Below are 24,982 nucleotides of genomic sequence, written 5' to 3'. Positions count from 1 at the left end.
CGCCCCACCTCCGGACATCCGAGACCGACCGAGGAGACCATGAGCACCCACCCCGTCGTCGCCGACCTGATCGCCCGCTCGCGCCGCCTGGGCGCCGACCCGCGCACCACCAACTACGCCGGCGGCAACACCTCCGCCAAGGGCACCGCCACCGACCCGGTCACCGGCGGGGACGTCGAGCTGGTCTGGGTCAAGGGTTCCGGCGGTGATCTGGGCACGCTGACCGAGCAGGGCCTGGCCGCGCTGCGCCTGGACCGGCTCCGCTCGCTCGTCGAGGTCTACCCCGGCGTCGAGCGCGAGGACGAGATGGTCGCCGCGTTCGACTACTGCCTGCACGGCCGCGGCGGCGCGGCGCCGTCGATCGACACCGCGATGCACGGCCTCGTCGCCGCGCCGCACGTCGACCACCTGCACCCCGACGCCGGCATCGCGATCGCCTGCGCCGCCGACGGCGAGGCGCTCACCGAGGAGATCTTCGGCGACCGCGTGCTCTGGGTGCCGTGGCGCCGTCCCGGGTTCCAGCTCGGGCTCGACATCGCCGCCGTCGCCGAGGCGAACCCGCAGGCGATCGGCGTGGTCCTCGGCGGACACGGCATCACGGCCTGGGGCGCCGACGCCGAGACGTGCGAGGCGCACTCGCTGGAGATCATCCGCACCGCGCAGCGCTACCTGGACTCCCGGGGCGCGCCGGAGCCCTTCGGCCCGGTGCGTCCCGGGTACGAGCCGCTGCCCGAGGCGCAGCGCCGCGCGAAGGCCGCCGCGCTCGCCCCCGTCGTCCGCGGCCTGGCCTCCACCGACCGCCCGCAGGTCGGGCACCTCACCGACTCCGGCCCGGTGCTGGACTTCCTGTCCCGCGAGAAGCTCGCCCCGCTGGCCGAGCTGGGCACCTCGTGTCCGGACCACTTCCTGCGCACCAAGGTGAGGCCGCTGGTCGTGGACCTGCCGGCGACGGCGACCGTCGATCGGACCGTGGCCCGGCTGCGCGAGCTGCACGCGGCCTACCGCGAGGACTACCGCGCCTACTACGAGCGCCACGCCGAACCCGGCACGCCCGCGATGCGCGGCGCCGACCCCGCGATCGTGCTGGTCCCCGGCGTCGGGATGTTCTCCTTCGGCACGGACAAGCAGACCGCGCGCGTCGCCGGTGAGTTCTACGTCAACGCGATCAACGTGATGCGCGGCGCCGAGGCCGTCTCCACCTACGCCCCGATCGACGAGTCCGAGAAGTTCCGCATCGAGTACTGGGCGCTGGAGGAGGCCAAGCTGGCCCGGATGCCCGCGCCGAAGCCGCTCGCGTCCCGGGTCGCGCTGGTGACCGGCGCGGCCTCCGGGATCGGGAAGGCCGTCGCCGCGCGGCTGGCGGCCGAGGGCGCCTGCGTCGTCGTCGCCGACCTCGACCTGCCCAGGGCCACGGAGGCCGCGGCCGAGCTGGGTGGCACCGACGTCGCGGTCGGGGTGGCCGCCGACGTGTCGTCGGCCGACGGGGTCGCCGCCGCGTTCGCGCAGGCGGCGCTGGCCTTCGGCGGGGTCGACCTGGTCGTCAACAACGCCGGGCTGTCGATCTCCAAGCCGCTGCTGGAGACCACCGAGGCCGACTGGGACCTGCAGCACGACGTGATGGCCAAGGGGTCGTTCCTGGTCTCCCGGGAGGCCGCCCGCATCATGGTCGAGCAGGGGCTCGGCGGAGACATCGTGTACATCTCGTCCAAGAACTCCGTGTTCGCGGGCCCGAACAACGTGGCCTACGGCGCCACGAAGGCCGACCAGGCCCACCAGGTCCGGCTGCTGGCCGCCGAGCTCGGGGGCCACGGGATCCGGGTCAACGGCATCAACCCCGACGGCGTCGTGCGCGGCTCCGGGATCTTCGCCGGCGGCTGGGGCGCGCAGCGCGCCGCCGTCTACGGCGTCGAGGAGTCCGAGCTCGGCGAGTACTACGCGCAGCGCACCATCCTCAAGCGCGAGGTCCTGCCGTCGCACGTCGCGGACGCGGTGTTCGCGCTGACGGGCGGTGACCTGACCCGCACCACCGGGCTGCACGTGCCGGTCGACTCCGGCGTCGCCGCGGCCTTCCTGCGGTGAGCGTCCCGACCGGTACCGCGACCTTCGCCGCGGTCGACCTGGGCGCGTCCAGCGGTCGGGTCATGACCGCCCGCGTCGGGCCGGGGACGCTCGAGCTGACCGAGGCCCACCGGTTCGCCAACCGGCCGGTACGCGTGCGCGGCACCCTGCACTGGGACGTCCTCGACCTGTACCGGGGGGTCCTCGACGGGCTACGGGCGGCGGGCCGCACCGCCGGGCGGCTCGACGGCGTCGGCGTCGACGGCTGGGCGGTCGACGTCGGGCTGCTCGACCGCGACGGCGCGCTGCTCGGCAACCCGGTGCACTACCGCGACCCGTCGCACCGGGCCGGTGTCGACGCGGTGCACGCCGTCGTCGGGCCGGACGAGCTGTACGCGGTCAACGGTCTGCAGCACCTGCCGTTCACCACGGTGTTCCAGCTCGCCGCCCGGCGGGGGTCGGCCGCGCTGGACGCGGCGCACCGGGTGCTGCTGGTGCCCGACCTGGTCGCGCACTGGCTCACCGGCGCCGTCGGCGCCGAGATCACCAACGCCTCCACCACCGGCCTGCTCGACGTGCGGACGCGGCGGTGGGCGGGCGAGCTCGCCGGCCGGCTCGGGCTCGACCCGTCGCTGCTGCCGTCGCTGGTCGAGCCGGGCGACCGGATCGGGGAGCTGCTGCCCGAGGTGCTCCAGGCCACCGGCCTCGCCGGCCCGGTGCCGGTCGGCGCCGTCGGCTCGCACGACACCGCGTCGGCCGTGCTCGGCGTCCCCGCGGCCGGCGACGACTTCGCCTACGTCTCCTGCGGCACCTGGTCGCTGGTCGGGGTGGAGCTGGACGAGCCGGTGCTCACCGACGAGGCCCGTGCCGCCGGTTTCACCAACGAGCTGGGCGTGGACTCGACGGTGCGGTTCCTGCGCAACGTGATGGGTCTGTGGCTGCTGCAGGAGTCGCTGCGCACCTGGACCGAGGCCGACGGCGGCATCCCGCCCGATCTCGGGGCGCTGCTGGCCGCGGCGGCACGGCGGCCGGCGTTCGCCGCCGTCGTCGACGCGGGGGACCCGCGGTTCCTCGAGCCCGGCGACATGCCCGCCCGGATCGCCGCGGCCTGCCGCGAGCGCGGTGAGCCGGTCCCCGGGGACCGGGCCGCCGTCGTGCGGTGCGTGCTGGACAGCCTCGCGCTGGCCTACCGCTCGGCCGTCGACCGGGCCGCCGAGCTGTCCGGGCGCTCCGTGCCGGTCGTGCACCTGGTCGGCGGCGGCGCACGCAACACGCTGCTCTGCGACCTCGCCGCCGACGCCTGCGAACGCCCGGTCGTCGCCGGGCCGGTGGAGGCGGCCGCGCTCGGCAACGCGCTGGTGCAGGCCCGCGCGGCCGGGCTCACCGGCGCCGGCCCGGGCGCGCTGCGGGCCCTGGTCCGGGACACCCAGCCGGTGCGGACCCACCGACCCGATCCGGGCCGGGCCCGTGCGGCCGGCCGCGCACGGGAGCGGCTCGCCGCCCGCTGACCGCCACCGCGCGGCGCGGCGCGCGGCGGGCGGCGACCGCCTCGGCGGTGGCCCTCGGCCGTGGCGTGCGGTTCAGGACCGCCGACCGCGCCGACCCGGTCGTCGGGCCGGTGGACGACCGGGGCCTGCAGCAGGTCGGCGACGAGGTCGAGCCACTCGCCGTCGGGACCGCCGGGTGGTGCCATGACGACCTCCGGCGACCGAGGGTCCCCGGCCGGGGCGGCGGCGTCGTCGTCACGAGTGGGGCTCGCCGGCGGCGAACACCGGCGGACGGCCCTCGAGCCGCGCGGTCACGGCCTCGCGCTGGTTCGGGCTGCCGACGAGGGCGCCGATCTCGGCCTGTTCCGCGGCGAGCTGCTCGGCGGGCGGGCGGGTCGTGCCCAGCAGCCGCGTCGCCGCCCGGACGGCGTGCGGACTCAGACCGGCGATCTCCCTGGCCGTGGCGAGGGCCGCGGCGCGCGGGTCGTCGTCGACGCGCGTCGCCAGCCCGAGCGCGACCGCCTCGGTGCCCGACACCCGGCGCCCGGTGAAGGTGAGGTCCTTCGCCACGTCACGGCCCACCAGCTCCGGCAGCAGCACCGTGCCGCACATGTCCGGCACCAGCCCCCAGTGGACCTCCAGCACGGACAGGGTCGCGTCCGGGGCGACGATCCGCAGGTCCGCGCCCAGCGCGATCTGCAGCCCGCCCCCGAGCGCGTGCCCCTGCACCGCGGCGATCACCGGGACCGGCAGCTCCACCCAGCCGTACACCGCGCGCTGCCCGGTGGCCCGGGCCGGCGACCCGTCGGGCAGCGGCGGCAGGTCGGCGGTGGCGGAGAGCCGCTCGCCGGAGCGCATCGCGCGGAACATGTCCCGGTCCAGCCCGGCGCAGAAGTCCGGACCCTCGCCGGAGAGCACCACCGCGCGGACGTCGGCGCGGTCGCGCAGAGCGTGCGCGGCGTGCACGATCGCGGAGAACATGGCGACGTCGAGGGCGTTGCGCCTGTCCGGACGGGTCAGCCGCACCTCCGCGACGCCGTCGTCGACCGTGGTCCGCACCCGTGCCTCGTTCACGGGGGTGACCGTAACCCGGGGAGGGGGCCGTGACGGTGTTCGTCGCGCCGCAGCTGCACGAGGTGACCCGAGGGCTCGCGTTCCCGGAGGGCCCGGTGGCGCTGTCCGACGGGTCGGTGCTCGTCGTCGAGATCGCGGCCGGGCGCCTGACCCGGGTGCTGCCCGACGGGACGCACGTGCCCGTCGCGGAGACCGGCGGCGGTCCCAACGGCGCGGCGATCGGCCCGGACGGCGCCGTCTACGTCTGCGACAACGGCGGCTTCACCTGGCACACCCGGCCCGACGGCACCGTGTTCCCCGGCAACCAGCCGCCGGACTACCGCGGCGGGGCGATCCTGCGTGTCGACCCGGGCACCGGCGCGTCCCGCGTGCTGTACGACGGTCTGCGCGGTCCCAACGACATCGTCTTCGAGGCCGGCGGCGGCTTCTGGTTCACCGACCTCGGCAAGCGCCGCCCCCGCGAGCTCGACCTCGGTGGGCTGTACTTCGCCCGACCGGACGGCTCCGGGCTCACCGAGGTCGTGCACCCGCTGATCACCCCGAACGGGGTGGGGCTGTCCCCGGACGGCTCGCGCCTCTACGTCGCCGAGACCGCCACCGGCCGCGTCTGGTGCTGGGCGGTGACCGGGCCCGGCACGCTCGCCGCGCCGCCGGAGCTGCCCGGCCCGCCCGGCCCCGGCGACGCCCGGCTGCTGCACGGCTTCCCCGGCTACCGCAACCTCGACTCGCTCGCCGTCGACGGCGACGGCAACGTCTGCGTCGCGACCCTGGTCAGCGGCGAGGTCAGCGTGCTGTCCCCGGCGGGTGAGCTGCTCGGCACCGTCGCCCCGCCCGAGCACGACCCGCACGTCACCAACATCTGCTTCGCCGGTGCCGGCTCGCGCGACGCGTGGGTCACCTCGTCGGGGTGGGGGCGCCTCTACCGCTGCACCTGGCCCGTCGACGGCCTGGACCTCGCGTTCCGGCGGTGAGCGCCGCCGGTCAGCCGCGCACGGGCGGCTCGATGGTGACCGGGGCGCCCCAGCCGTCGTAGCGGACCAGCACGTCCAGCGCGCCGCCGTCGGGCAGCTGCTGGCGCACCCGGGTGCGCAGCGGGCGGCGCTCGGCGTCGAGCCAGATCTCCGAGCTCAGCCGGGTCGCCCCGGCCCGCTGCTGGGCGGCGAGCGCCGCGTGCCGCGCCGGGTCGGTCTCGCTCGCGACGGCCCGCACCAGGTCGACGACGAGGTGGTAGTGCACCGCGGGGACGCCGTCGACGGCGTCGTCGGCCGCGTCGGCGACCAGGACGGCGTCCGGGTAGCGGGCGAGGGCGCCGAGCGGGTCCAGGGCCGCGGCGACGTTCGCGGCGAGCGTCGCGTGCGTCATGTCGTCGGGGTCCAGCGGGACCCGGCCGGCCTCGGCCCAGCCGCCGTCGGACGGGCGCAGCCAGGTCCGCCCGCCGATCCGGATCACCTCGGTGCCGGCCGGGACGGTGCCCGGCGGGCCGGACCGCAGCAGCAGCCGGACGGCGGGGGCCTCCCCGTCCTCGTCGACGTGCAGCGCGCCGTCGCCGGTGACCGGCTCGGTGGTGCCGCCGCGGGTCAGGGTGCCGGCCACGGACAGGGTGGAGCCGCCGTCGAGCCGGGTGCGGGCCCGGACGTCGGTGATCAGCGGGGCGGGGTCGTAGTACTTCGGCAGGGCCGGCGCCGCGGCCGATGGCGGATCGGGGACCGAGCCGAACGAGCCGGGCCAAGCGCAGCCGGACAGGCCGGGGACCAGCACCACGCCGCACAACAGCGCCGCCGCCGCCCGCCGTACCGGCACCGCCGCCCCCACCCGTCAGAACCTGTCGCCCGCCAGCGCCACCAGGATGCGGCGCAGCGCCCCGAGTCTGCCTCCGGCGAGCGCGCCGGAGGCGACCAGGTCGTCCAATGCGCACTCCGGGTCGGCGGGCGGCCCGAGGTGCCCGCAGCCGCGCGGGCAGCCGTCGATCGCGTCGGCGAGGTCGCCGAACGCGGCGACGACGTCGTCCGCGCCCACGTGCGCCAGCCCGAACGAGCGCACCCCCGGGGTGTCGACGACCCAGCCGTCGGCGTGCGGGAACGCCAGCGCCGCGGTGGTGGTGTGCCGCCCCTTGCCGACGCCCGAGACCCGCCCGGTGGCCTGGTCGGCGTCCGGGACGATCGCGTTGACCAGGGTGGACTTGCCGACACCGGAGTGCCCGACGAGCGCGCACAGCCGTCCGGAGAGCTCCGCGCGCAGAGCCTCCAGGCCCGCCGGCGGACCGGAGTCCGACCGCCCGGTCACCAGCACCGGCACGCCGAGCTCGCGGTACTGCGCGGCGAACGGCTCGGGGTCGGCGAGGTCGGACTTGGTCAGGCACAGCACCGGCTGCAGCCCGCCGGCGAACGCGGCGACCAGGCAGCGGTCCACGAACCCGGTGCGCGGGACCGGGTCGGCGACCGCGGTGACGACGACGAGCCGCTCGGCGTTCGCGACGACGACCCGCTCGTAGGGGTCGGTGTCGTCGGCGGTGCGGCGCAGCACGGTGTCGCGCTCGGCGACCCGCACGATCCGGGCCAGGGTGTCCGGTTCCCCGGACAGGTCCCCGACCAGGTCGACCCGGTCCCCGACGACGACCGGGGTGCGCCCCAGCTCCCGGGCCCGCATCGCGACCACCTGCGGCCGGTCCGGGTCGGCGTCGACCGCGCAGGTCCAGCGGCCGCGGTCGACGGCGGTGACCATCGCCCGGGTCGCGTCGGCGTGCGCGGGCCGGCGCTTGCTGCGCGGACGGCTGCCGCGCCGCCCGGGGCGGACGCGGACGTCGGACTCGTCGAGCCTGCTCAGGTCGCGGGCCATGTCAGTTCCCGACCAGCGCCGCCCACCGGCCGGGGAAGTCGGGGATGGTCTTGTCGGTGCAGCCGACGTCGTCGATCTCGACCCCGGGCACGACGAGCCCGATGATCGCCCCGGCGGTCGCCATCCGGTGGTCGGCGTAGGCGCCCCACGGCCGGTCCGCACGCCCGGTGAGCGGCTTCGGCTCGATGACCAGCCCGTCGTCGGTCTCGGTGACGGCGCCGCCGAGCGCGGTGATCTCGGTGGCCAGCGCGGCGAGCCGGTCGGTCTCGTGCCCCCGCAGGTGCCCGATGCCGCGCAGCCGCGAGGTGCCCGACGCGAGCGCGGCGACCGCGGCGACGGTGGGGGCGAGCTCCCCGGCGTCGTGCAGGTCGACGTCGACGCCGCAGATCCGGTCCGGACCGGTCACGGTCAGGCCCCCGGCCCCGGTCTCCACCCGCGCGCCGAACGCCTCCAGCACCGGCAGCACGTCCACCCCGGGCTGGGTGGTCTCGGCCGGCCAGCCGCGCACGGTCACCCGCCCGCCGGTCACGACGGCCGCGGCGAGGAACACCGAGGCGTTGGACAGGTCCGGCTCGATCGCCCAGTCCCGCACCGCGACCGGGCCGGGCCCGACCCGCCAGGTGTTCGGCTCGGCGTCGTCGACCGCGACCCCGGCGGCGCGCAGCATCTCCACGGTCATGGCGATGTGCGGCAGCGACGGCAGCGGCTTCCCGTCGTGGTGGACGGTCACGCCGCGCTCGAACAGCGCCCCCGACAGCAGCAGCCCGGAGACGAACTGCGACGACGCCGACGCGTCGACGGTGACCGTGCCGCCCCGGACCGGGCCCCCGTCGAGGAGGAACGGCAGCGCGTCACCGGAGACCGTCGCGCCGAGGTCGCGCAGCGCGTCCAGCACGGTGCCCATCGGCCGCTCCCGGGCCCGCGGGTCGCCGTCGAAGCGGACCGCGCCCGACGCGGTGGCGGCGGCCGGCGGGACGAAGCGCATGACCGTGCCCGCCAGCCCGCAGTCGACCTGCGCCGGGTGCTCCGGGGTGCCGCCGCGCAGCCCGCCGTGCGCGCCGATCCGCACCGTGTCGCCCTCGGTCGCGACCGGGACGCCGAGCGCGGCGAGGGCGCCGGTCATCAGCGCCGTGTCACGGGTGGGCGGCGCGCCGTCGACGCGGACGTCGCCGCCGGACAGGCCGGCGAGCAGCAGGGCACGGTTGGTCACCGACTTCGACCCGGGCACCGAGACGGTGCCGGTCACCGGGGACCCGGGCGTGGGGGCGGTCCAGTTGCTCACCCCTCCATCCTTCCGCACGTGGAAGGATGGGACGCATGTGCGGCCGTTACGCCTCCACCAAGGCCCCCGCGGACCTGGCCGACGAGTTCCACGCCGTCGACGCGACCGAGGAGACCTCGCAGCGCGCGGACTACAACGTCGCGCCCACCAAGGACATCACCGTCGTCGTCGAGCGCCACCCGCGCGACGACGACGGCACCCCCGACCCGGACACCACCGAGCGCTCGCTGCGCACCGTCCGCTGGGGGCTCGTCCCGTTCTGGGCCAAGGACCCCTCGGCCGGCGCCCGGATGGTCAACGCCCGCTCGGAGACGATCACCGAGAAGCCCGCGTTCCGCCGCGCGGTCGCGTCGCGGCGCTGCCTGTTCCCGATGGACGGCTGGTACGAGTGGCAGCGCCACGACGCCGTCCCGGCGAGCCAGGGCGGCACCGGGAAGCCGACCAAGCAGCCGTACTTCACCCACTACGGCGACGGCGCCACCCTGGCCGTGGCGGGTATCTGGGAGTTCTGGCGCCCGAAGGACGGCGAGCTCGCCGCAAAGTACCCGGACGGCCTGGTCACCGCCTGCGTCCTGACGACGGGGGCGGTCGGCCCGCTGGCGCAGGTGCACGACCGGATGCCGCTGGTGCTGAGCCCCGGCGACTGGGCCGACTGGCTCGACCCGGACGCACGCCCCGACGAGGACCGGGTGTCCCGGCTGCTCGTCCCGCCGACCCCGGAGCTGGTGGCGACCCTGGAGATCCGGCCGGTGTCGCCGCAGGTCAACAACGTGCGCAACAACGGGCCCGAGCTGCTGGAGCGGATCCCGGACGACCAGGTGGTCGAGCCGATCCAGCTCGACCTGCTCTCGTGAGCACACCCTCGTGACCGAGCGGGACGAGGTCGACACCCCGCGCGGCCCGGCCCGGGTGACCCGCCGGCACGCGGCGGGCACCGCCCGCGGGCTGCTGCTGCTCGGGCACGGCGCGGGGGGCGGGGTCGACGCCCCCGACCTGCTCGCGGCGACCGCGGCGGCGACCGCCGCCGGGTTCGACGTCGGGCTGGTCGAGCAGCCCTACCGCGTCGCGGGGCGACGGGCCCCGGCCCCGGCCGGGCACCTCGACGAGGCGTGGACGGCCGTCTGCGCCGCGGTGGCGCCCGGGGCGGGGCCGCTGGTCACCGGCGGGCGCAGCTCGGGCGCCCGGGTCGCCTGCCGCACGGCGCGCGCGACCGGCGCCGCCGCCGTCGTGTGCCTGGCGTTCCCGCTGCACCCGCCGGGGAGGCCGGACCGCACCCGGCTGCCCGAGCTCGACGACGCCGGCGTCCCGGCGCTGGTCGTGCAGGGCCGCTCGGACCGCTTCGGCGTCCCGCCCGGCGGCCCGGACCGGCGCGTGGTCCTGCTCGACGGCGACCACGGCCTGAGGAAGCAGCACGACGAGCTGGGCGCGGCGGTCGCCGCGTGGCTCAGCGCCCTGCCCCGGGGGACCGCACCCGCGCGGTGAGCAGCGCGGTCACGCCGTCGGCGGGGGACGGGAAGCCCAGGTGCCAGCCCTGGCCGATGTCGCAGCCCAGGTCGTGCAGCCGGCGTGCCTGGCCCGCGGTCTCCACCGACTCGGCGACCACGGTGAGCCCCAGGGTGTGCGCCAGGTCGATCATCGCCTCGAGGATCACGGGGCTGTCCACGTCGTGCGCGTCCTCCGCACGCGGGCACGGCACGCCCCGCCCGGTCACGAACGACCCGGCCAGCTTCAGCACGTCCACCGGCAGCCGGTGCAGGTAGACCAGGTTCGAGTAGCCGGTCCCGAAGTCGTCGATGGCGATCCGCACCCCGAGCCGCGACAGCTCCTCCAGCGCCTCCACCGGCCGCCCCGCGGCGGACATGAGGTCGCTCTCGGTCAGCTCCAGCTGCAGTGACGACGCCGGCCACCCCGTCCGGGCCAGGACCTCGGTGATGCGGGCGACGGCGTCCTCGCGGCGCAGCTGGCGGCCCGCGACGTTCACGCTGAGCACCAGCGCCGGGTCCGCGCCCGCGGCGACCCAGCCGCACGCGTCGCGGCAGGCCTGCTCCAGCAGGTGCAGGCCCAGCGGGACGATCAGCCCGGTCTGCTCGGCCAGCGGGATGAACACGTCCGGGCCGAGCCGCTCGCCGTCGGCGGTGCGCCAGCGCGCCAGCGCCTCCACCCCGACGACCCTGCCGTCGCCCAGCGCGACCAGCGGCTGGTACTCCAGGTGGAACTCGCCGCCTTCCAGCGCCCCGGGCATCCGCCCGGCCAGCTCGAACAGGTGGACGTCGTTGCGGTGGCGCTCGGGGTCGAACACCGCGATGCGGTCGCGGCCGTCGCGCTTGGCCCAGTACATCGTGGTGTCGGCGGCCTGCATGAGCGCGGCGGCCGCGCCGCCGCCCTCGTCGGTGGGCACCGGGCGGGCGACGATGCCGATGCTCGCGGACACCACGACCTCGCGGCCGCGCAGCGACACCGGGCGGCGCACCACCTCCAGCGCCCGCTCGGCCACGGCGGTGAGCTGCTCGACGCCGGTGCAGCGCTCCACCAGCACCACGAACTCGTCGCCGCCCATCCGGGCGACGGTGTGCCCGGCGGGCCCGAGCGCGCCCTCGAGCCGGTGCGCGACGGTGCGCAGCAGCTGGTCGCCGGAGTCGTGGCCGAGGGTGTCGTTCACGGCCTTGAAGCCGTCGAGGTCGAGGTAGCAGACGCCGACGGGCGCCGGGGAGCCGTAGGGCCCGGCCAGCGCCGCCTCCAGCCGGCCGAAGAACAGGGTCCGGTTCGGCAGCCCGGTGAGCGGGTCGTGCTCGGCCTGGTGGCGCAGCCGCGACTGCAGCCGCCGCCGTTCGGTGACGTCGGAGACCATCGCGACGAGGTAGCGGGGCTGCCCGTCGGGGGAGCGGACCAGCGAGACCGTCAGCTCGGTCCAGATCTGGGTGCCGTCGGCGCGGAAGTAGGACTTCTCCATCCGCACGTGCCCGACCCGCCCGGCGAGCATGGCCTCGATCTGCGGCCACATCTCCGGGGTGTCCTCGGGGTGGATGAACTCGAACACCGACCGGCCCACGAGCTCGCCGGGGCGGTAGCCGAGCATCGCGGTCAGCGTCCGGTTCGCCTCCAGGATCCGCCCGTCGGTGTCGGCGACGCTGATGCCGAGCACCGAGCTCTCGAAGACGACCCCGTAGCGGGCCTCGGACCGCCACCGGGCGTCCTCGGCGGCGCTGCGCGCGGCGAACGCGGCGCCGCTGATGCGTTCCTGCTCGTTGCGGGTCCGTTCGCGCAGCGCGCGGGCGTAGCCGGCCGCGAGCGCGCCGGTGGCGGCGGTGAAGCGGCGCAGCCGGTCCGGGTCGCGCAGCCGGTCGGCGAAGTGCCCGGACAGCACGTCGACCGAGCAGCGCAGCGCGGCCGGGTCGGTGAGGTGCGCGGCGACCAGCTCGGCGCCGACCTCCTCGGCCATCGCGACCTCGGCCCGGCCGTCGACGACGGCGGCGAGCCACCACGCCGCCCCGGACAGCACCGCGTGCAGGTCGGCGCGGGCGGCGGAGACGAAGCCACGGGCCGCGATCGCGCTCACCCAGGCGTCGGTCAGCGCCGTGGCACCCGGGTCGTGCCCGCCCGGCAGGACGGGGACGGGGTCGGCCACGCCACACCTCCCTCCACGGTCAGGTCCCGGGCCGTTCGGCCGTGCGTGCGACGACGGCGAGCCCGGGGTAGCGCTGCGCGTCGGGCCCCACGGGGCACTCGGGACGCCACAGCGGGATCCGCACGACACCGGGATCCACCGGCTGCAGGTCACCGAGCAGCGCCGTGACCTCCTCGGTGTCGCGCATCCGCATCCGGTTCGGGGACCGGTCCCTGTTGTAGACGTTCTGCGCCCGGCTCGCAGCGGTGTGGCCGCCCTCGTCACTCGCGTGGCTGACGACGACGTGGCTGCCCGGCGCGGTGGCCCCGGCGTAGCCGCGCACGATCCCGGCCGGGTCGGCGGAGTCGGGGACGAAGTGCAGCACCGACACCAGCAGCACCGCGACCGGCTCGGAGAGGTCGAGGTGCGCGCGGGTCGCCGGGTCGGCCATGACCCGCTGCGGGTCGGTCAGGTCGGCGGCCAGCACGGCGGTGGCGTCGTCGCCGGCGAGCAGCGCCCGGCTGTGCGCGACGGCGATCGGGTCGTTGTCCACGTAGAGCACCCGCGGGTCGGCGCCGGCCGCCCGGGCGACCTCGTGCACGGTGCCCACGGTCGGGATGCCCGACCCCAGGTCGAGGAACTGCCGCACCCCCTGCGCGCACAGCATGTGCACCGCGCGGCGCAGGAAGGCCCGGTTCGCCTGCGCGATCGCCGCCATGTCCGGCAGCTCGGCCAGGACGCGGTCGGCGAACTCGCGGTCGGCCTCGAAGTTGTGCGAGCCGCCCAGGTAGTAGTCGTACACCCGGGCCACGCTCGGACTGGTCATGTCCACCTCGTCCGGTGCCCACGCCGGTCGGTCCACAGACGCCCCCTGGCCTCGTCGTCGTCATCGACCCTACTGCCCGCGACGCCCGTGACCGACCCGTGCGGCGCTCAGCCGGTCGCGATCGGCGCGACGACGGCGCCGGTCAGCGCGACGAGGTCGGCCGGGGCGAGCTCGATCTCCAGTCCGCGCCGGCCCCCGGAGCAGAACACGGTGGCGTGCGCGGCCGCCGACGCGTCGACGACGGCGGGCAGCCGCCTGCGCTGCCCGAGCGGGGAGATCCCGCCGGCGACGTAGCCGGTCGCGCGCTCGGCGTCGGCCACCTCGGCCATCACGGCCTTCTTGCCGCCCACCGCGGCGGCCAGCGCCTTGAGGTCGAGCTGCGCGGACACCGGCACGACGCCGACGGTCATCGCTCCGTCGACCAGGGCGACGAGCGTCTTGAACACCCGGCGCGGGTCCTGGCCCAGCACGGCCGCGGCCTCCTCGCCGTAGCCGGCGCCGTCGTGGTGGGTGTAGGTGTGCACCTCGTGCGCCACCCCGCGCTTCGCCAGCAGCGCGGTCGCCGGTGTGCCCCTGCCCGCCATGCCCGTCCTCCGGTCCCGTCCGTGCCCGGGGTGGTGCCCGGGTCGCGGGCAACCTACGGGAATGCCGCCGGGCGCCGCACCGTTGTTCCGGGCGTGACCACAGCAGTGATGGAGAGGCCCGCGGCCGGGTCGCCGTCCGGCCGTGACCCGCGTGGGCGCGTACCCTCCGACGGGTCCGCCGCACCGGTGACCCGCACCGGTGCGCGACTCGTGTCACTGGAGAGGGGACCCTTGTCAGCACAGCCGGATGAGCCGGACACGGCCGGGACCGACACCGGGACCGACGCCGTGGAGGACACCGCCGGCGAGCGGGCCGAGGTCGGCGCCGCCGACGCCGACGGCAACCGCGCGCCGGGGGACGAGAGCGTCGAGGACCGCACCGCCCGCTTCGAGCGGGACGCGATGCCGCTGCTCGACCAGCTCTACGGCGCCGCACTGCGCATGACCCGCAACCCCGCCGACGCCGAGGACCTGGTCCAGGAGACCTTCCTCAAGGCCTACTCGGCGTTCGGGTCGTTCCGCCGCGGCACCAACCTCAAGGCGTGGCTGTACCGGATCCTGACCAACACCTACATCAACGGGTACCGGAAGCGGCAGCGGCAGCCGGTCGCGTCGCCGACCGAGGAGATCACCGACTACCAGCTCGCGCAGGCCGGGGGGCACAGCTCCACCGGGCTGCGGTCCGCCGAGATGGAGGCCCTCGACGCGCTGCCCGACAGCGACGTCAAGGAGGCCCTGCAGGGCCTGCCCGAGGACTTCCGGATGGCGGTCTACCTGGCCGACGTCGAGGGGTTCGCCTACAAGGAGATCGCCGAGATCATGGGCACCCCGATCGGGACCGTGATGTCGCGCCTGCACCGTGGCCGCCGCCAGCTGCGCGACATGCTGACCGACGTCGCGCGTGACCGCGGATTCGTCCGCGACGGGAACCGGGAGGTGACGGCGTCGTGAGCGCGGGAGACCCCTCGGGCACGCAGCCCGAGCGCAACCCCATGATCCAGGACCCGCCGGCGGACACCGGCTGCACCGAGGTGCTGGCCGAGGTCTGGCTGTTCCTCGACCACGAGTGCGACCAGGAGCGACGGCGCCTGCTGCAGCAGCACCTCGACGAGTGCGCCCCGTGCCTGGCCGAGTACGGCATCGACGAGAAGCTCAAGGCGCTGCTCGCCCGCAAGTGCGGCGGCGAGGCCGCCCCGGCGGGCCTGAAGGACCGGCTGCGCTCCCAGATCCGCTCCGCGGTGCTGGAGCAGGCCCAGGTGCGGGTGGAACGCGGCCCGGAGGGCACGAGCGTGTCGGTGTCGCACCAGCGCACCGAGTACCGCTCCCGCTGACCCCGGGCACGACCGGAGGGCGGCACCCCGTGGGGTGACCGCCCTCCCGTCGTACGTGGTGCCGGCTCAGCAGTTCGGCTTCTTGCCGTGGTTGGCGCCCTTCTTGGCGCGGTCACGGCGCTTGCGTGCACGCTTGGACATGTCGACCCCCCTCTCCGTCCCGGGTCGCGGTTCCGCGGCGGTGCCGCGGGAGCGTCGTACGCGCGATTCTCGCATGTGGTGGGATGGGCGATCGTGACCACGCTGAGCGAGCTGCTCGCCGAGCACACGACGATGGACGGCGGGACCGTCGACCACCTCCAGCGCGTGGTCGGTGAATGGCAGTTGCTGGCCGACATGTCCTTCGCCGACTTCCTGCTGTGGGTGCCGCTCGACGACCTCCAGGCCGGCGGGGCGTCCCGGGCGGCGACCGCGCAGTTCCTGTGCGTCGCGCAGGCCCGGCCGACGACCGCGCCGACCGCGCACCCCGACGACGTCGTGGGCCGCCGGGCGGTGCCCGTCGAGGTCGGGCAGCTGCGCCGGGCCGTGCTCGAGGGCCGGATCTGCCGCGACGACGACCCGCGCTGGCACCTGGAGGTGCCCGTTCGCCGCGAGACCATCCCGGTCCGCTTCCGGGGCCGGACGGTGGCCGTGCTGTCGCGCGACACGAACCTGTCGACGCCCCGGGTGCCCTCGCCGCTGGAGATCGCCTACCTGGGCAGCGCGTCGGACCTGTGCCAGATGATCGTCGACGGGACGTTCCCGCCGCAGTCCGGGCCGCCCGGCTCGGCCGAGGGCAGCCCGCGCGCCGGGGACGGCCTGGTCCGGCTCGACGTGCACGGCAACGTCGCCTACGCCAGCCCGAACGCGCTGTCGGCCTACCACCGGATGGGCCACGCCAGCGACGTCGCCGGGGCCGACCTGGCGACCGTGACCAAGGCGCTCGTGCTGGACCCGTTCGACGCGAAGGACGTCGCCGGGCGGATCACCGAGGCCCTCGACGGGGCCCCGTCGACCCGCATGGAGGTCAAGGGGCGCCGCGCCACGATGCTCGTCCGCGCGCTGCCGCTGCGCCCGCGCGGCAACGCCGCGGGCGCCCTGGTGCTCGTGCGCGACGTGACCGACCTGCGGCGCCGGGACGCGGCGCTGATGAGCAAGGACGCCACCATCCGGGAGATCCACCACCGGGTGAAGAACAACCTGCAGACGGTCGCGGCGCTGCTGCGGATGCAGGCGCGGCGCAGCGAGAACCCGGAGGCGTCGCGCGCCCTGGAGGAGTCGGTCCGCCGGGTCACCTCCATCGCGCTGGTGCACGAGGCGCTGGCCTACTCCGTCGCCGAGGTCGTGGAGCTCGACGAGCTGCTGCCCAAGGTGCTGCCCGCGATCCGCGACGGCGCGACCACCGAGGCCCGCGCGCGGGTCCGCGTCGATCCCGGCTTCGGGGCGCTGCCGGCGGCGAAGGCGACCCCGCTGGTGCTGGTGCTCGCCGAGCTGACGCACAACGCCCTCGCGCACGCCTACGACCCCGGCACGGCCGGGGAGGTCGTCGTCAGCCCGGTCCGGAGCGCGAGCCGGCTCGAGGTGTCGGTGGCCGACGACGGCCACGGCATGCCCGCCGACTTCGACTTCGAGAAGTCCAAGGGCCTGGGGTTGCAGATCGTGCGGACGCTGCTGACCTCGGAGCTGGAGGCGACCATCACCGTCTCGCCGCGCGAGGGCGGCGGCACCGTCGCCGTCATCCGGGTGCCGCTGAGCGGGTCCTGAGGGCCGCGGGGGCGGGGACCGGGAGGTCCGGGGGCAACGGGCGCGACGCTCGTCGTCCCCGGGCGGTCGCTGCCGTGCGGCGGGTGACCGGTGGCGTCACTGCGGGTGACCCGGGGCGTGGGGGAGGGCCCGGAGGCGACCGGATACCCTCGTGACGTGACCGTCGATCCCGGTGCCGTGGTCGCGCCGGCACCGTGCTCGACAGTCACACCGGGGTGGCAGATCACCCCGAACGCACCTCGGGCCCGTGGCCGGTGGCGTCCGGCTACGGGCCCGAGGTCGGGGAGCTTCTACTTCTCAGCTGTGCGAGTGCCTAGGCGGTGCGGGCACGCGGACGGGTGCTGCGCCGCTTCAGGGCGCGCCGCTCGTCCTCGCTCATGCCGCCCCAGACACCCGCGTCCTGGCCGGACTCGAGGGCCCACTGCAGGCACGACTCGGTGACCGGGCAACGCCGGCACACGCTCTTCGCCTCCGCGATCTGCATCAGGGCGGGGCCGCTGGTGCCGACGGGGAAGAACAGCTCCGGGTCCTCGTCGCGGCAGATCGCGTCGTGACGCCAGTCCATGATCACTTTCTCCTCTGGTGCGCGATCGGGGTCGCGCCGATCGTCTGTGCGCTGGTGTTACGTGCATGTTTCGCAGCTTGTGAATACTTTCACGAGCTGCGGCGGTCCTCAATGGGAAACTGGTCGCAGGATGCGTGAGCGCCCTCATAGGAACGCGCGCACGGCAGACCTGTGCCCGGGACTTCGAGCCGCCCTGGGCCGGTTCCACGAACCAGTGTCCCCGTCCCCCACGGAATCGGCCACCCGTAAAGGGTGTCGACCCGGACACCCTGCAGGACAGGGGCCCGGCCCCGGTGGGACGGAACCTCCACGAGCCGCGTTGCTCGTGGTCTCGCTTGCGTAGGGACCACCTTGGATCACCGGTTTGGGCTGGTGTAAGCCCCAACGGGACCGACGGTCCGCTCACATCGGTGAATGGCGCGGTTGCTCACTCCGGCGTGTGAGAGCGCCCGCACGGGGCGCGACGAACCGCCCGTCTCACACGACGACGCGTAACGCCCCGGGCACGCTGAGGAATTCCACGTCGGTGCGCATTCCGAGGTGGTCGCCGTCGAGCTGCAGTGCGAGGGGCCGTTCGGAACGGATCCGGATACGCCCGACGGCGTCGTGGCGCACGATGTGCCGCCCGTGCGGGTCGCCGTCGGCGGAGAGGATCTGCCGCAGCGTCGACGCGATCGTGCCCGGCCCGAGCCCGGTGAGCGCGAACAGCCCCAGCCCGCCGCCGAACGACGAGCGCGGGTTCGTCCGGACCGCGCGCCCGGACAGGAACGTCCACGGGTCGGTGTTGGAGACGAACGCGAGCCGCACCCCGGGCAGCGGGGCCGCGCCGGGCAGCTCCACGGTCATCGACGGCGGCCGGCGCAGCTGCGCCAGGTACTGCCCGATCGCGGTCAGGGCGTAGCGGCCCGGGCTCGCCTCGTGCCCCTGGGCGCGGGCGCGCTCGACGGCGGCGACGACCTCGGCGTCCCAGCCCATGCCCGCGTTGAAGGTGAACCAGCGGTCGTCGGCCCAGCCCAGGCCGACCCGCCGCCGTCGCCGGTGCGCGAGCGCGTCGAGCACCTGCCCGGTCGCCTCCACCGGGTCGCGGGGCATGTCCAGGGCCCGGGCGAACACGTTCGCCGACCCGCCCGGGACCACGGCCAGCATCGCGGTGGCCTCGGGATCCGGGCGCGGCGCGCCGCTGCCGGACCCGGTCTGGGCGGCCAGCAGGCCGTTGACGACCTCGTTGACCGTGCCGTCCCCGCCGAGCGCGACGACGAGCTCGACGCCGTCCGCGACGGCCGCCGCCGTCGCCTCGGCGGCGTGGCCCCGGTAGCGGGTCTGCAGCACGTCGAGCTTCAGCTCGCTGGCCAGTGCCTTGGTCAGGACGTCCCGGCCCGCGGCGGTGGTGGACGTGGCCTGAGGGTTGACCACGAGCAGCGCGCGCACCCGCCGACTGTATCGACCGCGCCCCGTCCGATCGGGCGGGGCGCCTATCCTCGTCGCGTGGCCGGAGACCGGGAGGGGCGCAGCCCCGCACGCGAGCGGGCGCCGGAGAACGTCCGCGTCGCCGGCGCGCTGGTCGCGTTCCAGGGCGCCGTCGGGGTCGTCGTCGCGGTGGTGCTCGCGGTGCGGGCGTTCGACGCGGGCGGCGCCCGCCTCTACTACGGCCTCGCCGAGGCCGGCTTCTTCGGGCTGCTCGCGGCCGCCGTCGCGGCGATCGGCCTCGGCCTGGTCCGCGGCGTCCACGGCTGCCGCTCGCCCGCGATCGTCGTCCAGCTGCTGCTGTTCCCCGTCATCTACTACGTGCTGGGGCCCAGCCGGCAGCTGCTGTGGGGCATCGGCTGCGGGCTGTTCGTGCTGCTCACGTTCATGCTGCTGATCAGCGAGCAGTCCCGCCGCTGGTCGATGGGCGACGAGTACCCCGACGAGCGGCCCTAGCCCGCCCGCCGGGCCAGCGCGTCCAGCGGCCCGCCCGCGAGCCGGTAGGTCGTCCAGCCGTCGTTGGGCTCTGCGCCCACCGAGCGGTAGAAGCCGATCGCCGGGGTGTTCCAGTCCAGGACGTTCCACTCCAGGCGCTTCCACCCGCGCCGCACGACCTCCGCGGCCAGCGCGGACAGCAGCGCGGCGCCGTGCCCGCCGCCGCGGTGGGCGGGGGAGACGAACAGGTCCTCCAGGTGGATGCCCGCCTCGCCGGTCCAGGTGGAGAACGTGCGGAACCAGATGGCCAGCCCGACCACGCCCGCGTCGGCGTCGACGGCGACGAACGCGCCCGCGGACGGGTCGTCGCCGAACAGCGCCGCGTGCAGCTGCGGCCCGGTCAGGCCGCACTCCTCGGCGGCCTTCTCGTAGTCGGCCAGCTCGTGCACGAGGCGGACCAGCACCGCGACGTCGTCGGGGCGGGCGGGGCGGACGGTCACGGTGCCTCCGGGGTCGGGCGCTGGTTGACGTGGTCCAGGCGCGGGACCCCGCGCTCGAACCCCAGCACGCTCACCCCGGCCGGGTCCATGCGGAAGTGCACACCGCCACTCGCGGGCAACCCGATCCAGCGGGCGGTCAGCACCCGGGAGAAGTGGCCGTGCCCGACCAGGACGACGTCGCCGTCGCCGAGCAGGGCGCGGGCGTCGGCGAGCACGGCGTCGGCGCGGGCGGCCACGTCGCCGGGGGTCTCCCCGCCGGGCCACGGGCCGTCCCAGATCGTCCAGCCGGGCAGCGACTCGCGGATCTGCGGCGTGGTCAGGCCCTCCTGGTCGCCGTAGTCCCACTCGGCGAGCCGGTCGTCGACGGCGTCCACGGCCAGCCCGGCCAGCGCCGCGGTGTCCCGCGCGCGCGTGCGCGGGGAACAGAGGACCCGGGCGGGCGGGGCCTCGTGGCGGACCAGGGCGAGCGCGTCGCGCACCCGGCCGGCGGCGGCGCGCCCGTCGTCGGTCAGGCCGATGTCGGTCCGGCCGGTGTGCCTGCCGGTCCGCGACCACTCGGTCTCGCCGTGGCGCAGCAGCAGGATCCGGCCCTCCGGATCGGTGTCGGTGCTCACGGTCGGCGACGCTAGCGGGGCGGGCGCCGGGACGCCCGCGGTGATCACGTCGCCCGGTCGGGTCCGATCCGCACCCGTCCGGGGCGTCCGCGGCGCGCGCCGTACCCGGCGGTGCCCGCCGTCGGCTGAGATCCCTGCCGGACCACGAGCCGAGGAGCGTCATGTCGCAGTTCTCCCGCCGCCCCGCGCGGCGGCGCATCGCCGGGATCGCCGCCGCGGCGGGGATCGCGGTCACCGCCGCGCTCACCGCGCCGGCCGCCGCCGGGACGGCGGTCGCCGCACCGGTCGCCGCACCGGCCGGGGCGATCGGGCCGGGGGTGCAGATCGCGACCCCGGTGACCGGCGGCGCGGAGCTGTGCACCGCGAACTTCCTCTACACCCCGGCCGCCGGCCAGGACGGCCACGAGGACGGCCACGGCGCGGAGCACCAGAGCGCCCCGTCCGGGACGCTCTACCTGGGCGCGGCCGCGCACTGCATGGCCGGTGAGGACGCGATGTCGTCGGTGGACGGCTGCCGCGAGCCCGTCATGCCCGAGGGCATCGAGGTCGGCATCCGCGGCCGGGACGGGAGGAACTACACCGGCCGGGTGGCCTACAACTCCTGGGCGGTCATGCAGGACCGCGGCGAGCGCGACCCGCAGCTGTGCCTCTACAACGACCTGTCGCTGATCCGGCTCCCGCCCGAGGCCGCCGCCGTCGCCGACCCGACGGTGCCCGGTTTCGGCGGGCCGACCGGCCTCGACACCGACGGCACCACCGAGGGGGAGAAGGTCTACAGCTTCCAGCCCAACCAGCTCGTGGCCACGCCGTACAAGCAGGGGCTGAGCCTCGGGCAGCCGGAGGGGCCGCGCACCCACGTGGTCGCGACCACCCCGCCCGGCGTGCCCGGCGACTCCGGGTCGGGCTACCTCGACGCCCGCGGGCGCGCGTTCGGCCTGCTGTCGAGCCTGATGCTGCCGACCAACACCAACGGGGTCACCGACGTCGCCCGTGCGCTGGCCTACGCGGCCGAGCACGGCGAGGTCGGGCGGCTCGACGTCGTCCCGGGCCGGGTGCCGTTCTCGCCGGGCGTGCTGCCGCTGACCGAGCTGCCCGGCGGCCCGTCGCTGCCGGAGCTGCCGCTGCCCGACCTGACGCCCGCGCCGCTGCGCTGAGCACCGCAGGGCTCGCCGGTGCCCCGGGCACCGGCGAGCCGTACGTGCGTCCTGTGCGGGTGGCCACTCCGGACGCGCCGGATGATCGGATCCGGCCGGGCGCACGGCTACACTCCGGTCCGTACCCGACAGCTCGTCCCGTCCCGGCGCCGCCATCCCGGAGCCGCACGCGGGATGGCCGTCCGGCACCGCGAGCAGGTCGACGTCAATCCGCGACGCCCGGTGCAACGGCAGGCGCACCCGCGCGCCGCTCACGTACCGCTCTCCGTGGAGTCACCGATGACGCTCGCCCAGGACCCGACGACCCGTTCCGAGACCCGCACCGCGCCCGACCGGCACGAGGTGTTCGGCGCGCACGAGGGCGGCAAGCTCGCGACGGGCCTGACCGCCCCGCTGGCCGACGAGCGGGACCTGTCGATCGCCTACACCCCCGGCGTCGCCGACGTCTGCCGCGCCATCGCCGACGACGCCTCGCTCGCCGCCCGCTACACCTGGGCGCACCGGCTGGTCGCGGTGGTCAGCGACGGGACCGCGGTGCTCGGGCTCGGCGACATCGGCCCGCGCGCCTCGCTGCCGGTGATGGAGGGCAAGTCCGCGCTGTTCAAGTCCTTCGCCGGGCTCGACTCGATCCCGCTGGTGCTCGACACCACCGACGTCGACGAGATCGTCGAGACCCTGGTGCGGCTGCGCCCGACCTTCGGGGCGGTCAACCTGGAGGACGTCGCCGCGCCGCGCTGCTTCGAGCTGGAGCGGCGCCTGGTCGAGGCCCTGGACTGCCCGGTCATGCACGACGACCAGCACGGCACCGCCGTCGTGCTGCTCGCCGCACTCGACGGCGCCTGCCGCGTGCAGGACCGTTCGCTGTCGGACCTGCGCATCGTCATCTCCGGCGCCGGGGCGGCCGGGATCGCCTGCGCGCGGATCCTGCTCGCCGCGGGCGCGTCGGACGTCGTGCTGCTCGACTCGCGCGGTGTCGTCGACGCCGGCCGGGGCGGGGAGAAGGCCGCGCTGGCCGCGATCACCAACCCGCGCGGGGTGACCGGCGGGATCGCCGAGGCCCTCGACGGCGCGGACGTCTTCGTCGGCCTGTCCAGCGCCACGCTGCCCGAGCACCTGCTGGCCACGATGGCCCCCGAGTGCATGGTGTTCGCGCTGTCCAACCCCGACCCCGAGGTGCACCCGGACGTGGCCGCCCGCTACGCCGCGATCGTCGCGACCGGGCGCAGCGACTTCCCGAATCAGATCAACAACGTGCTGGCCTTCCCGGGGATCTTCCGCGGGGCGCTGGACGCCCACGCCCGCCGGATCACCGACGACATGAAGGTGGCCGCCGCCCGCGCCATCGCCGACGTGGTGGCCGACGAGCTGTCCCCGCAGCGGATCGTGCCGGGGCCGTTCGACCCGCGCGTCGCGCCCGCGGTGGCCGCCGCCGTCGCCCGCGCCGCGGGTGACGCCGGGGTGTCGCGGGGCTGACCGGGTCCCGTAATCCCGGTTACGAAACGTGCCCGTCGCGGGCGTGCGCCGAACGGTGCGGCTCGCTGTGAACGGTCGATCGCACAAGGTCCACTCCGGAGGCGCCGCTCACCGAACGCGTCACACCCTTCACCCTGTGATCGTGCGCGGTCACGAACCGTGAGTGACGATCGGCCCAGGCGAGTTGCGCCGAACGGACGCATTACGCTCGGTACAGGGTGGCTCGATCGGTCTACCCGCCCGGATCGCCCGGCCCGGTGGCTCGTTGTCCTGGACGGAGCTGCCGAGGGAACGGAGGCGGGTGTGACCGAGCAGGAACCGCGGACGGGACACCGTCCGGGTGGGCCGGACGGCGAATCGTCCGGCGGGCGTGCCGAGCGCGCCCCGGGTGTGCGGCGTGACCGGGACGGAGCCACCGGGCTGGCGGGTGACCTGGCCCGGGCCTTCGCCGGTCCCGGCGGGACCCCGGCCGGGCGTCCCCGCCCCGACGCCGCCGACGAGACGGCCCTGGCCCCCGCCGAGGCGCTCGGCGTGGCCGCGGGCCCGGAGGCCGGCGTCACCGGTGCGGGCTTCGGCGAGCCGCCCTTCGGCCGCCCGCGCCGCACGGCCCCCGCACCGGCACCGCAGCAGTCCGCGCCGGAGCCGCCCGCCGCGGCGCCGGGGGACGTGCCGCCGCCGTCGGACACCGCCGACCACTCCGCGGTGCAGCTCCCGCCCTCGCCCGCCCTGGTCTGCGACGCCGCGGGCGTCGTCGTGCACACCAACGCCGCGCTCCGCCGGCTGGCCGGGTCCGCCGACCCGACCGGCATGAAGCTCCCGCAGCTGCTCGTCGGCCCCGACTCCGACGCCCGCCTGGTCCGCGCCGACCGCCGGCTCGCCCGGGTGAAGGTCGTCCGCTGGACCCGGCCCGGCGACCGCACCGTCGTGCTGCTCACCCCGTTCCCCGACGCCGCGCCCGCGCCGTCGGACGAGGCCCCCGCGCTCGACCTCGAGCGCGCCACCCGTTCCGGCACCTGGACCTTCGACCTGCAGGCCGGGACGCTCACCCGCAGCGAGGGCCTCGTCGAGCTCTACCGCGCGCTCGGCGTGCGTCCCGACGGCCCGGACGGCCCGATCGAGGGCGAGCAGGTCGAGCGCGTCTGCCGGATGCTGCGCCGCGGCCCGGACGCCCCGCCCGAGCCCGCCTCGGCACACAGCTCCGAGATCCGCCCCGAGGGCGGCGCGGTGCTGTCCTGCCGCACCCGGATCGACCGCACCCCCGGCGGCGCGCCGCTGCGCCTGATCGGGACCGTGCAGGACGTCACCGACCGCCGGCGTGCGGAGTCGCGGGCCCAGCGGTCCGGGCAGCGCTTCGCCGACCTCGTCGCGACCATCACCACCGGCGTCGCGATGCTCGACGGCCGCGGGCGCGTCGTCGACGCCAACCCGGCGCTGTGCCGGCTGCTCGACGCCGACCTGGAGACCCTGCGCGGCGTCCCGGCGCGGAGCCTGTCCGCGGAGCCGCAGAGCGGCGCGCGCGGCGGGCTGCCGGACTGGCTGCGCGACCCGGCGCACCCGGAGCCGACCTACCGCATCGAGTCGCTGCCGCTGCTGCGCGCCGACGGCACCCGGGTCGACTGCGAGGTCGTCGTCAACGCCGCCCCGTCCGACGACGGCCGCCCGTTCTGGCTGCTGGTCGTCACCGACGTGGGCGAGCGCCGCCGGGCCGCCGACGTGCTGCGCGAGGCGAACACCGTCGACCCGCTGACCCGGCTGCCCAACCGTGCCGGGCTGCTGGAGCTGGCCGACCGGCTGCTGGTCGGGCCGGACGCGGGCCGGGTGGCCGTGGTGTGCGGCGACGTCGACGACTTCGCCCGCGTCAACACCGGCCTCGGCCACGACGCCGGTGACACCCTGCTCGTCGAGCTCGCCGGCCGGCTGCAGCGCGAGCTGCCGCACGGCTGCACCGCCGGG

24 protein-coding genes are annotated in these 24,982 nt (G+C 76.1%); 12 read left to right on the top strand and 12 right to left on the bottom strand.

Going from position 1 to position 24,982, the window contains the following annotated elements; translation table 11 throughout:
* Positions 1–39 precede the first annotated feature (39 nt).
* Both WJX68_RS21175 and WJX68_RS21170 read left to right on the top strand, forming a co-directional pair.
* Positions 40–2,079, top strand: a complete 2,040-nt coding sequence (locus WJX68_RS21175; protein ID WP_340293811.1) for a bifunctional aldolase/short-chain dehydrogenase — start codon at positions 40–42, stop codon at positions 2,077–2,079.
* A complete protein-coding gene (locus WJX68_RS21170; RefSeq protein ID WP_340293808.1) occupies positions 2,076–3,566 on the top strand; it encodes a rhamnulokinase in 1,491 nt (496 codons plus the stop codon). Before WJX68_RS21175 ends, WJX68_RS21170 begins: the two co-directional genes overlap by 4 nt.
* A 234-nt stretch (positions 3,567–3,800) precedes the next feature.
* Here the strand turns inward: WJX68_RS21170 and WJX68_RS21165 are convergent, their stop codons facing one another.
* Positions 3,801–4,619, bottom strand: coding sequence for a crotonase/enoyl-CoA hydratase family protein (locus WJX68_RS21165; RefSeq protein WP_340293805.1), 819 nt, complete (start codon positions 4,617–4,619; stop codon positions 3,801–3,803).
* 29 nt (positions 4,620–4,648) lie between these two features.
* Between WJX68_RS21165 and WJX68_RS21160 the strand changes: the two genes are divergently transcribed.
* Positions 4,649–5,590 carry an SMP-30/gluconolactonase/LRE family protein gene (locus WJX68_RS21160; protein ID WP_340293802.1) on the top strand — a complete coding sequence of 314 codons (942 nt, stop codon included), beginning with the start codon at positions 4,649–4,651 and terminating at the stop codon, positions 5,588–5,590.
* A gap of 10 nt (positions 5,591–5,600) precedes the next feature.
* On the opposite strand, the gene WJX68_RS21155 is transcribed toward WJX68_RS21160, so the two are convergent.
* From WJX68_RS21155 to aroA, 3 genes are read right to left on the bottom strand one after another with little or no spacing between them, the layout of a single operon-like run.
* Positions 5,601–6,431, bottom strand: a complete 831-nt coding sequence (locus tag WJX68_RS21155; RefSeq protein ID WP_340293799.1) for a hypothetical protein — start codon at positions 6,429–6,431, stop codon at positions 5,601–5,603.
* Positions 6,432–6,434: 3 nt separating this feature from the next.
* Entirely contained in the window at positions 6,435–7,454 is a 1,020-nt protein-coding gene (rsgA, locus tag WJX68_RS21150; RefSeq protein ID WP_340293796.1) for a ribosome small subunit-dependent GTPase A, read from the bottom strand.
* Position 7,455: 1 nt separating this feature from the next.
* Positions 7,456–8,736 (bottom strand): 3-phosphoshikimate 1-carboxyvinyltransferase, encoded by a 1,281-nt coding sequence (gene aroA / locus WJX68_RS21145; RefSeq protein ID WP_340293793.1) that lies wholly within the window; start codon positions 8,734–8,736, stop codon positions 7,456–7,458.
* Positions 8,737–8,771: 35 nt separating this feature from the next.
* Between aroA and WJX68_RS21140 the strand changes: the two genes are divergently transcribed.
* Entirely contained in the window at positions 8,772–9,590 is an 819-nt protein-coding gene (locus WJX68_RS21140; RefSeq protein WP_340293790.1) for an SOS response-associated peptidase, read from the top strand.
* A 10-nt stretch (positions 9,591–9,600) separates the two neighbouring features.
* A complete protein-coding gene (locus tag WJX68_RS21135) occupies positions 9,601–10,218 on the top strand; it encodes an alpha/beta hydrolase family protein (RefSeq protein ID WP_340293787.1) in 618 nt (205 codons plus the stop codon).
* Here WJX68_RS21135 and WJX68_RS21130 read toward each other — a convergent pair.
* The 3 genes from WJX68_RS21130 to ybaK all read right to left on the bottom strand — a co-directional run bounded on the left by WJX68_RS21130 (position 10,181) and on the right by ybaK (position 13,750).
* The gene (locus tag WJX68_RS21130) at positions 10,181–12,361 is read right to left on the bottom strand and encodes a putative bifunctional diguanylate cyclase/phosphodiesterase (protein WP_340293784.1); all 2,181 of its coding nucleotides are present in this window, start codon (positions 12,359–12,361) and stop codon (positions 10,181–10,183) included. The genes WJX68_RS21135 and WJX68_RS21130 overlap by 38 nt on opposite strands.
* A 19-nt stretch (positions 12,362–12,380) precedes the next feature.
* Positions 12,381–13,202 (bottom strand): SAM-dependent methyltransferase, encoded by an 822-nt coding sequence (locus WJX68_RS21125; RefSeq protein WP_340293782.1) that lies wholly within the window; start codon positions 13,200–13,202, stop codon positions 12,381–12,383.
* A gap of 71 nt (positions 13,203–13,273) precedes the next feature.
* Positions 13,274–13,750 (bottom strand): Cys-tRNA(Pro) deacylase, encoded by a 477-nt coding sequence (gene ybaK, locus WJX68_RS21120; protein WP_340293780.1) that lies wholly within the window; start codon positions 13,748–13,750, stop codon positions 13,274–13,276.
* A gap of 288 nt (positions 13,751–14,038) precedes the next feature.
* On the opposite strand from ybaK, the gene WJX68_RS21115 reads away from it, so the two are divergent.
* Positions 14,039–14,701: a sigma-70 family RNA polymerase sigma factor gene (locus tag WJX68_RS21115; protein ID WP_422785752.1), complete on the top strand. Its 663-nt coding sequence runs from the start codon at positions 14,039–14,041 to the stop codon at positions 14,699–14,701.
* A 41-nt stretch (positions 14,702–14,742) separates the two neighbouring features.
* A complete protein-coding gene (rsrA, locus tag WJX68_RS21110; RefSeq protein WP_340293992.1) occupies positions 14,743–15,081 on the top strand; it encodes a mycothiol system anti-sigma-R factor in 339 nt (112 codons plus the stop codon).
* A gap of 66 nt (positions 15,082–15,147) precedes the next feature.
* On the opposite strand, the gene WJX68_RS25270 is transcribed toward rsrA, so the two are convergent.
* The gene (locus WJX68_RS25270) at positions 15,148–15,222 is read right to left on the bottom strand and encodes a 50S ribosomal protein bL37 (RefSeq protein WP_369804880.1); all 75 of its coding nucleotides are present in this window, start codon (positions 15,220–15,222) and stop codon (positions 15,148–15,150) included.
* A gap of 93 nt (positions 15,223–15,315) precedes the next feature.
* Here WJX68_RS25270 and WJX68_RS21105 point away from each other — a divergent pair, with 93 nt between their 5' ends.
* Positions 15,316–16,824, top strand: coding sequence for a sensor histidine kinase (locus WJX68_RS21105; RefSeq protein ID WP_340293778.1), 1,509 nt, complete (start codon positions 15,316–15,318; stop codon positions 16,822–16,824).
* Positions 16,825–17,137: 313 nt separating this feature from the next.
* Here the strand turns inward: WJX68_RS21105 and WJX68_RS21100 are convergent, their stop codons facing one another.
* Together WJX68_RS21100 and WJX68_RS21095 are read right to left on the bottom strand one after the other, a co-directional pair.
* Complete coding sequence (locus tag WJX68_RS21100) at positions 17,138–17,389, bottom strand: WhiB family transcriptional regulator (RefSeq protein ID WP_043277332.1); 252 nt, start codon at positions 17,387–17,389, stop codon at positions 17,138–17,140.
* A gap of 477 nt (positions 17,390–17,866) precedes the next feature.
* A complete protein-coding gene (locus WJX68_RS21095) occupies positions 17,867–18,817 on the bottom strand; it encodes a diacylglycerol/lipid kinase family protein (RefSeq protein ID WP_340293764.1) in 951 nt (316 codons plus the stop codon).
* Positions 18,818–18,874: 57 nt separating this feature from the next.
* Here WJX68_RS21095 and WJX68_RS21090 point away from each other — a divergent pair, with 57 nt between their 5' ends.
* On the top strand, positions 18,875–19,309 hold the full coding sequence (locus WJX68_RS21090; RefSeq protein ID WP_340293761.1) for a hypothetical protein: 435 nt from the start codon (positions 18,875–18,877) through the stop codon (positions 19,307–19,309).
* Here WJX68_RS21090 and WJX68_RS21085 read toward each other — a convergent pair.
* Both WJX68_RS21085 and WJX68_RS21080 read right to left on the bottom strand, forming a co-directional pair.
* Positions 19,306–19,788, bottom strand: a complete 483-nt coding sequence (locus tag WJX68_RS21085) for a GNAT family N-acetyltransferase (RefSeq protein ID WP_340293758.1) — start codon at positions 19,786–19,788, stop codon at positions 19,306–19,308. The genes WJX68_RS21090 and WJX68_RS21085 overlap by 4 nt on opposite strands.
* Positions 19,785–20,402: a histidine phosphatase family protein gene (locus WJX68_RS21080; RefSeq protein ID WP_340293756.1), complete on the bottom strand. Its 618-nt coding sequence runs from the start codon at positions 20,400–20,402 to the stop codon at positions 19,785–19,787. Before WJX68_RS21080 ends, WJX68_RS21085 begins: the two co-directional genes overlap by 4 nt.
* Before the next feature lie 161 nt (positions 20,403–20,563).
* Here WJX68_RS21080 and WJX68_RS21075 point away from each other — a divergent pair, with 161 nt between their 5' ends.
* From WJX68_RS21075 to WJX68_RS21065, 3 genes are all read left to right on the top strand, one after another.
* Positions 20,564–21,556 carry a serine protease gene (locus WJX68_RS21075; RefSeq protein WP_340293754.1) on the top strand — a complete coding sequence of 331 codons (993 nt, stop codon included), beginning with the start codon at positions 20,564–20,566 and terminating at the stop codon, positions 21,554–21,556.
* 279 nt (positions 21,557–21,835) lie between these two features.
* Entirely contained in the window at positions 21,836–23,029 is a 1,194-nt protein-coding gene (locus WJX68_RS21070; protein ID WP_340293752.1) for an NAD(P)-dependent malic enzyme, read from the top strand.
* A 303-nt stretch (positions 23,030–23,332) separates the two neighbouring features.
* Positions 23,333–24,982 (top strand): PAS domain S-box protein (locus tag WJX68_RS21065; RefSeq protein WP_340293750.1); only part of this gene is annotated, 1,650 nt, incomplete at its 3' end.

Origin of the sequence: Pseudonocardia spirodelae, assembly GCF_037727765.1 — a bacterium.
Classification (GTDB): Bacteria; Actinomycetota; Actinomycetes; order Mycobacteriales; family Pseudonocardiaceae; genus Pseudonocardia; species Pseudonocardia spirodelae.
This window is presented reverse-complemented; position numbering and strand designations above follow the sequence as displayed.

Coding starts and splice junctions, on each gene's coding strand:
- WJX68_RS21175 (WP_340293811.1), top strand. CDS start 40: ATGAGCACCCACCCCGTCGTCGCCGACCTGATCGCCCGCTCGCGCCGC.
- rsgA (WP_340293796.1), bottom strand. CDS start 7,454: ATGGCCCGCGACCTGAGCAGGCTCGACGAGTCCGACGTCCGCGTCCGC.
- WJX68_RS21140 (WP_340293790.1), top strand. CDS start 8,772: ATGTGCGGCCGTTACGCCTCCACCAAGGCCCCCGCGGACCTGGCCGAC.
- ybaK (WP_340293780.1), bottom strand. CDS start 13,750: ATGGCGGGCAGGGGCACACCGGCGACCGCGCTGCTGGCGAAGCGCGGG.
- rsrA (WP_340293992.1), top strand. CDS start 14,743: ATGATCCAGGACCCGCCGGCGGACACCGGCTGCACCGAGGTGCTGGCC.
- WJX68_RS21100 (WP_043277332.1), bottom strand. CDS start 17,389: ATGGACTGGCGTCACGACGCGATCTGCCGCGACGAGGACCCGGAGCTG.
- WJX68_RS21075 (WP_340293754.1), top strand. CDS start 20,564: ATGTCGCAGTTCTCCCGCCGCCCCGCGCGGCGGCGCATCGCCGGGATC.
- WJX68_RS21070 (WP_340293752.1), top strand. CDS start 21,836: ATGACGCTCGCCCAGGACCCGACGACCCGTTCCGAGACCCGCACCGCG.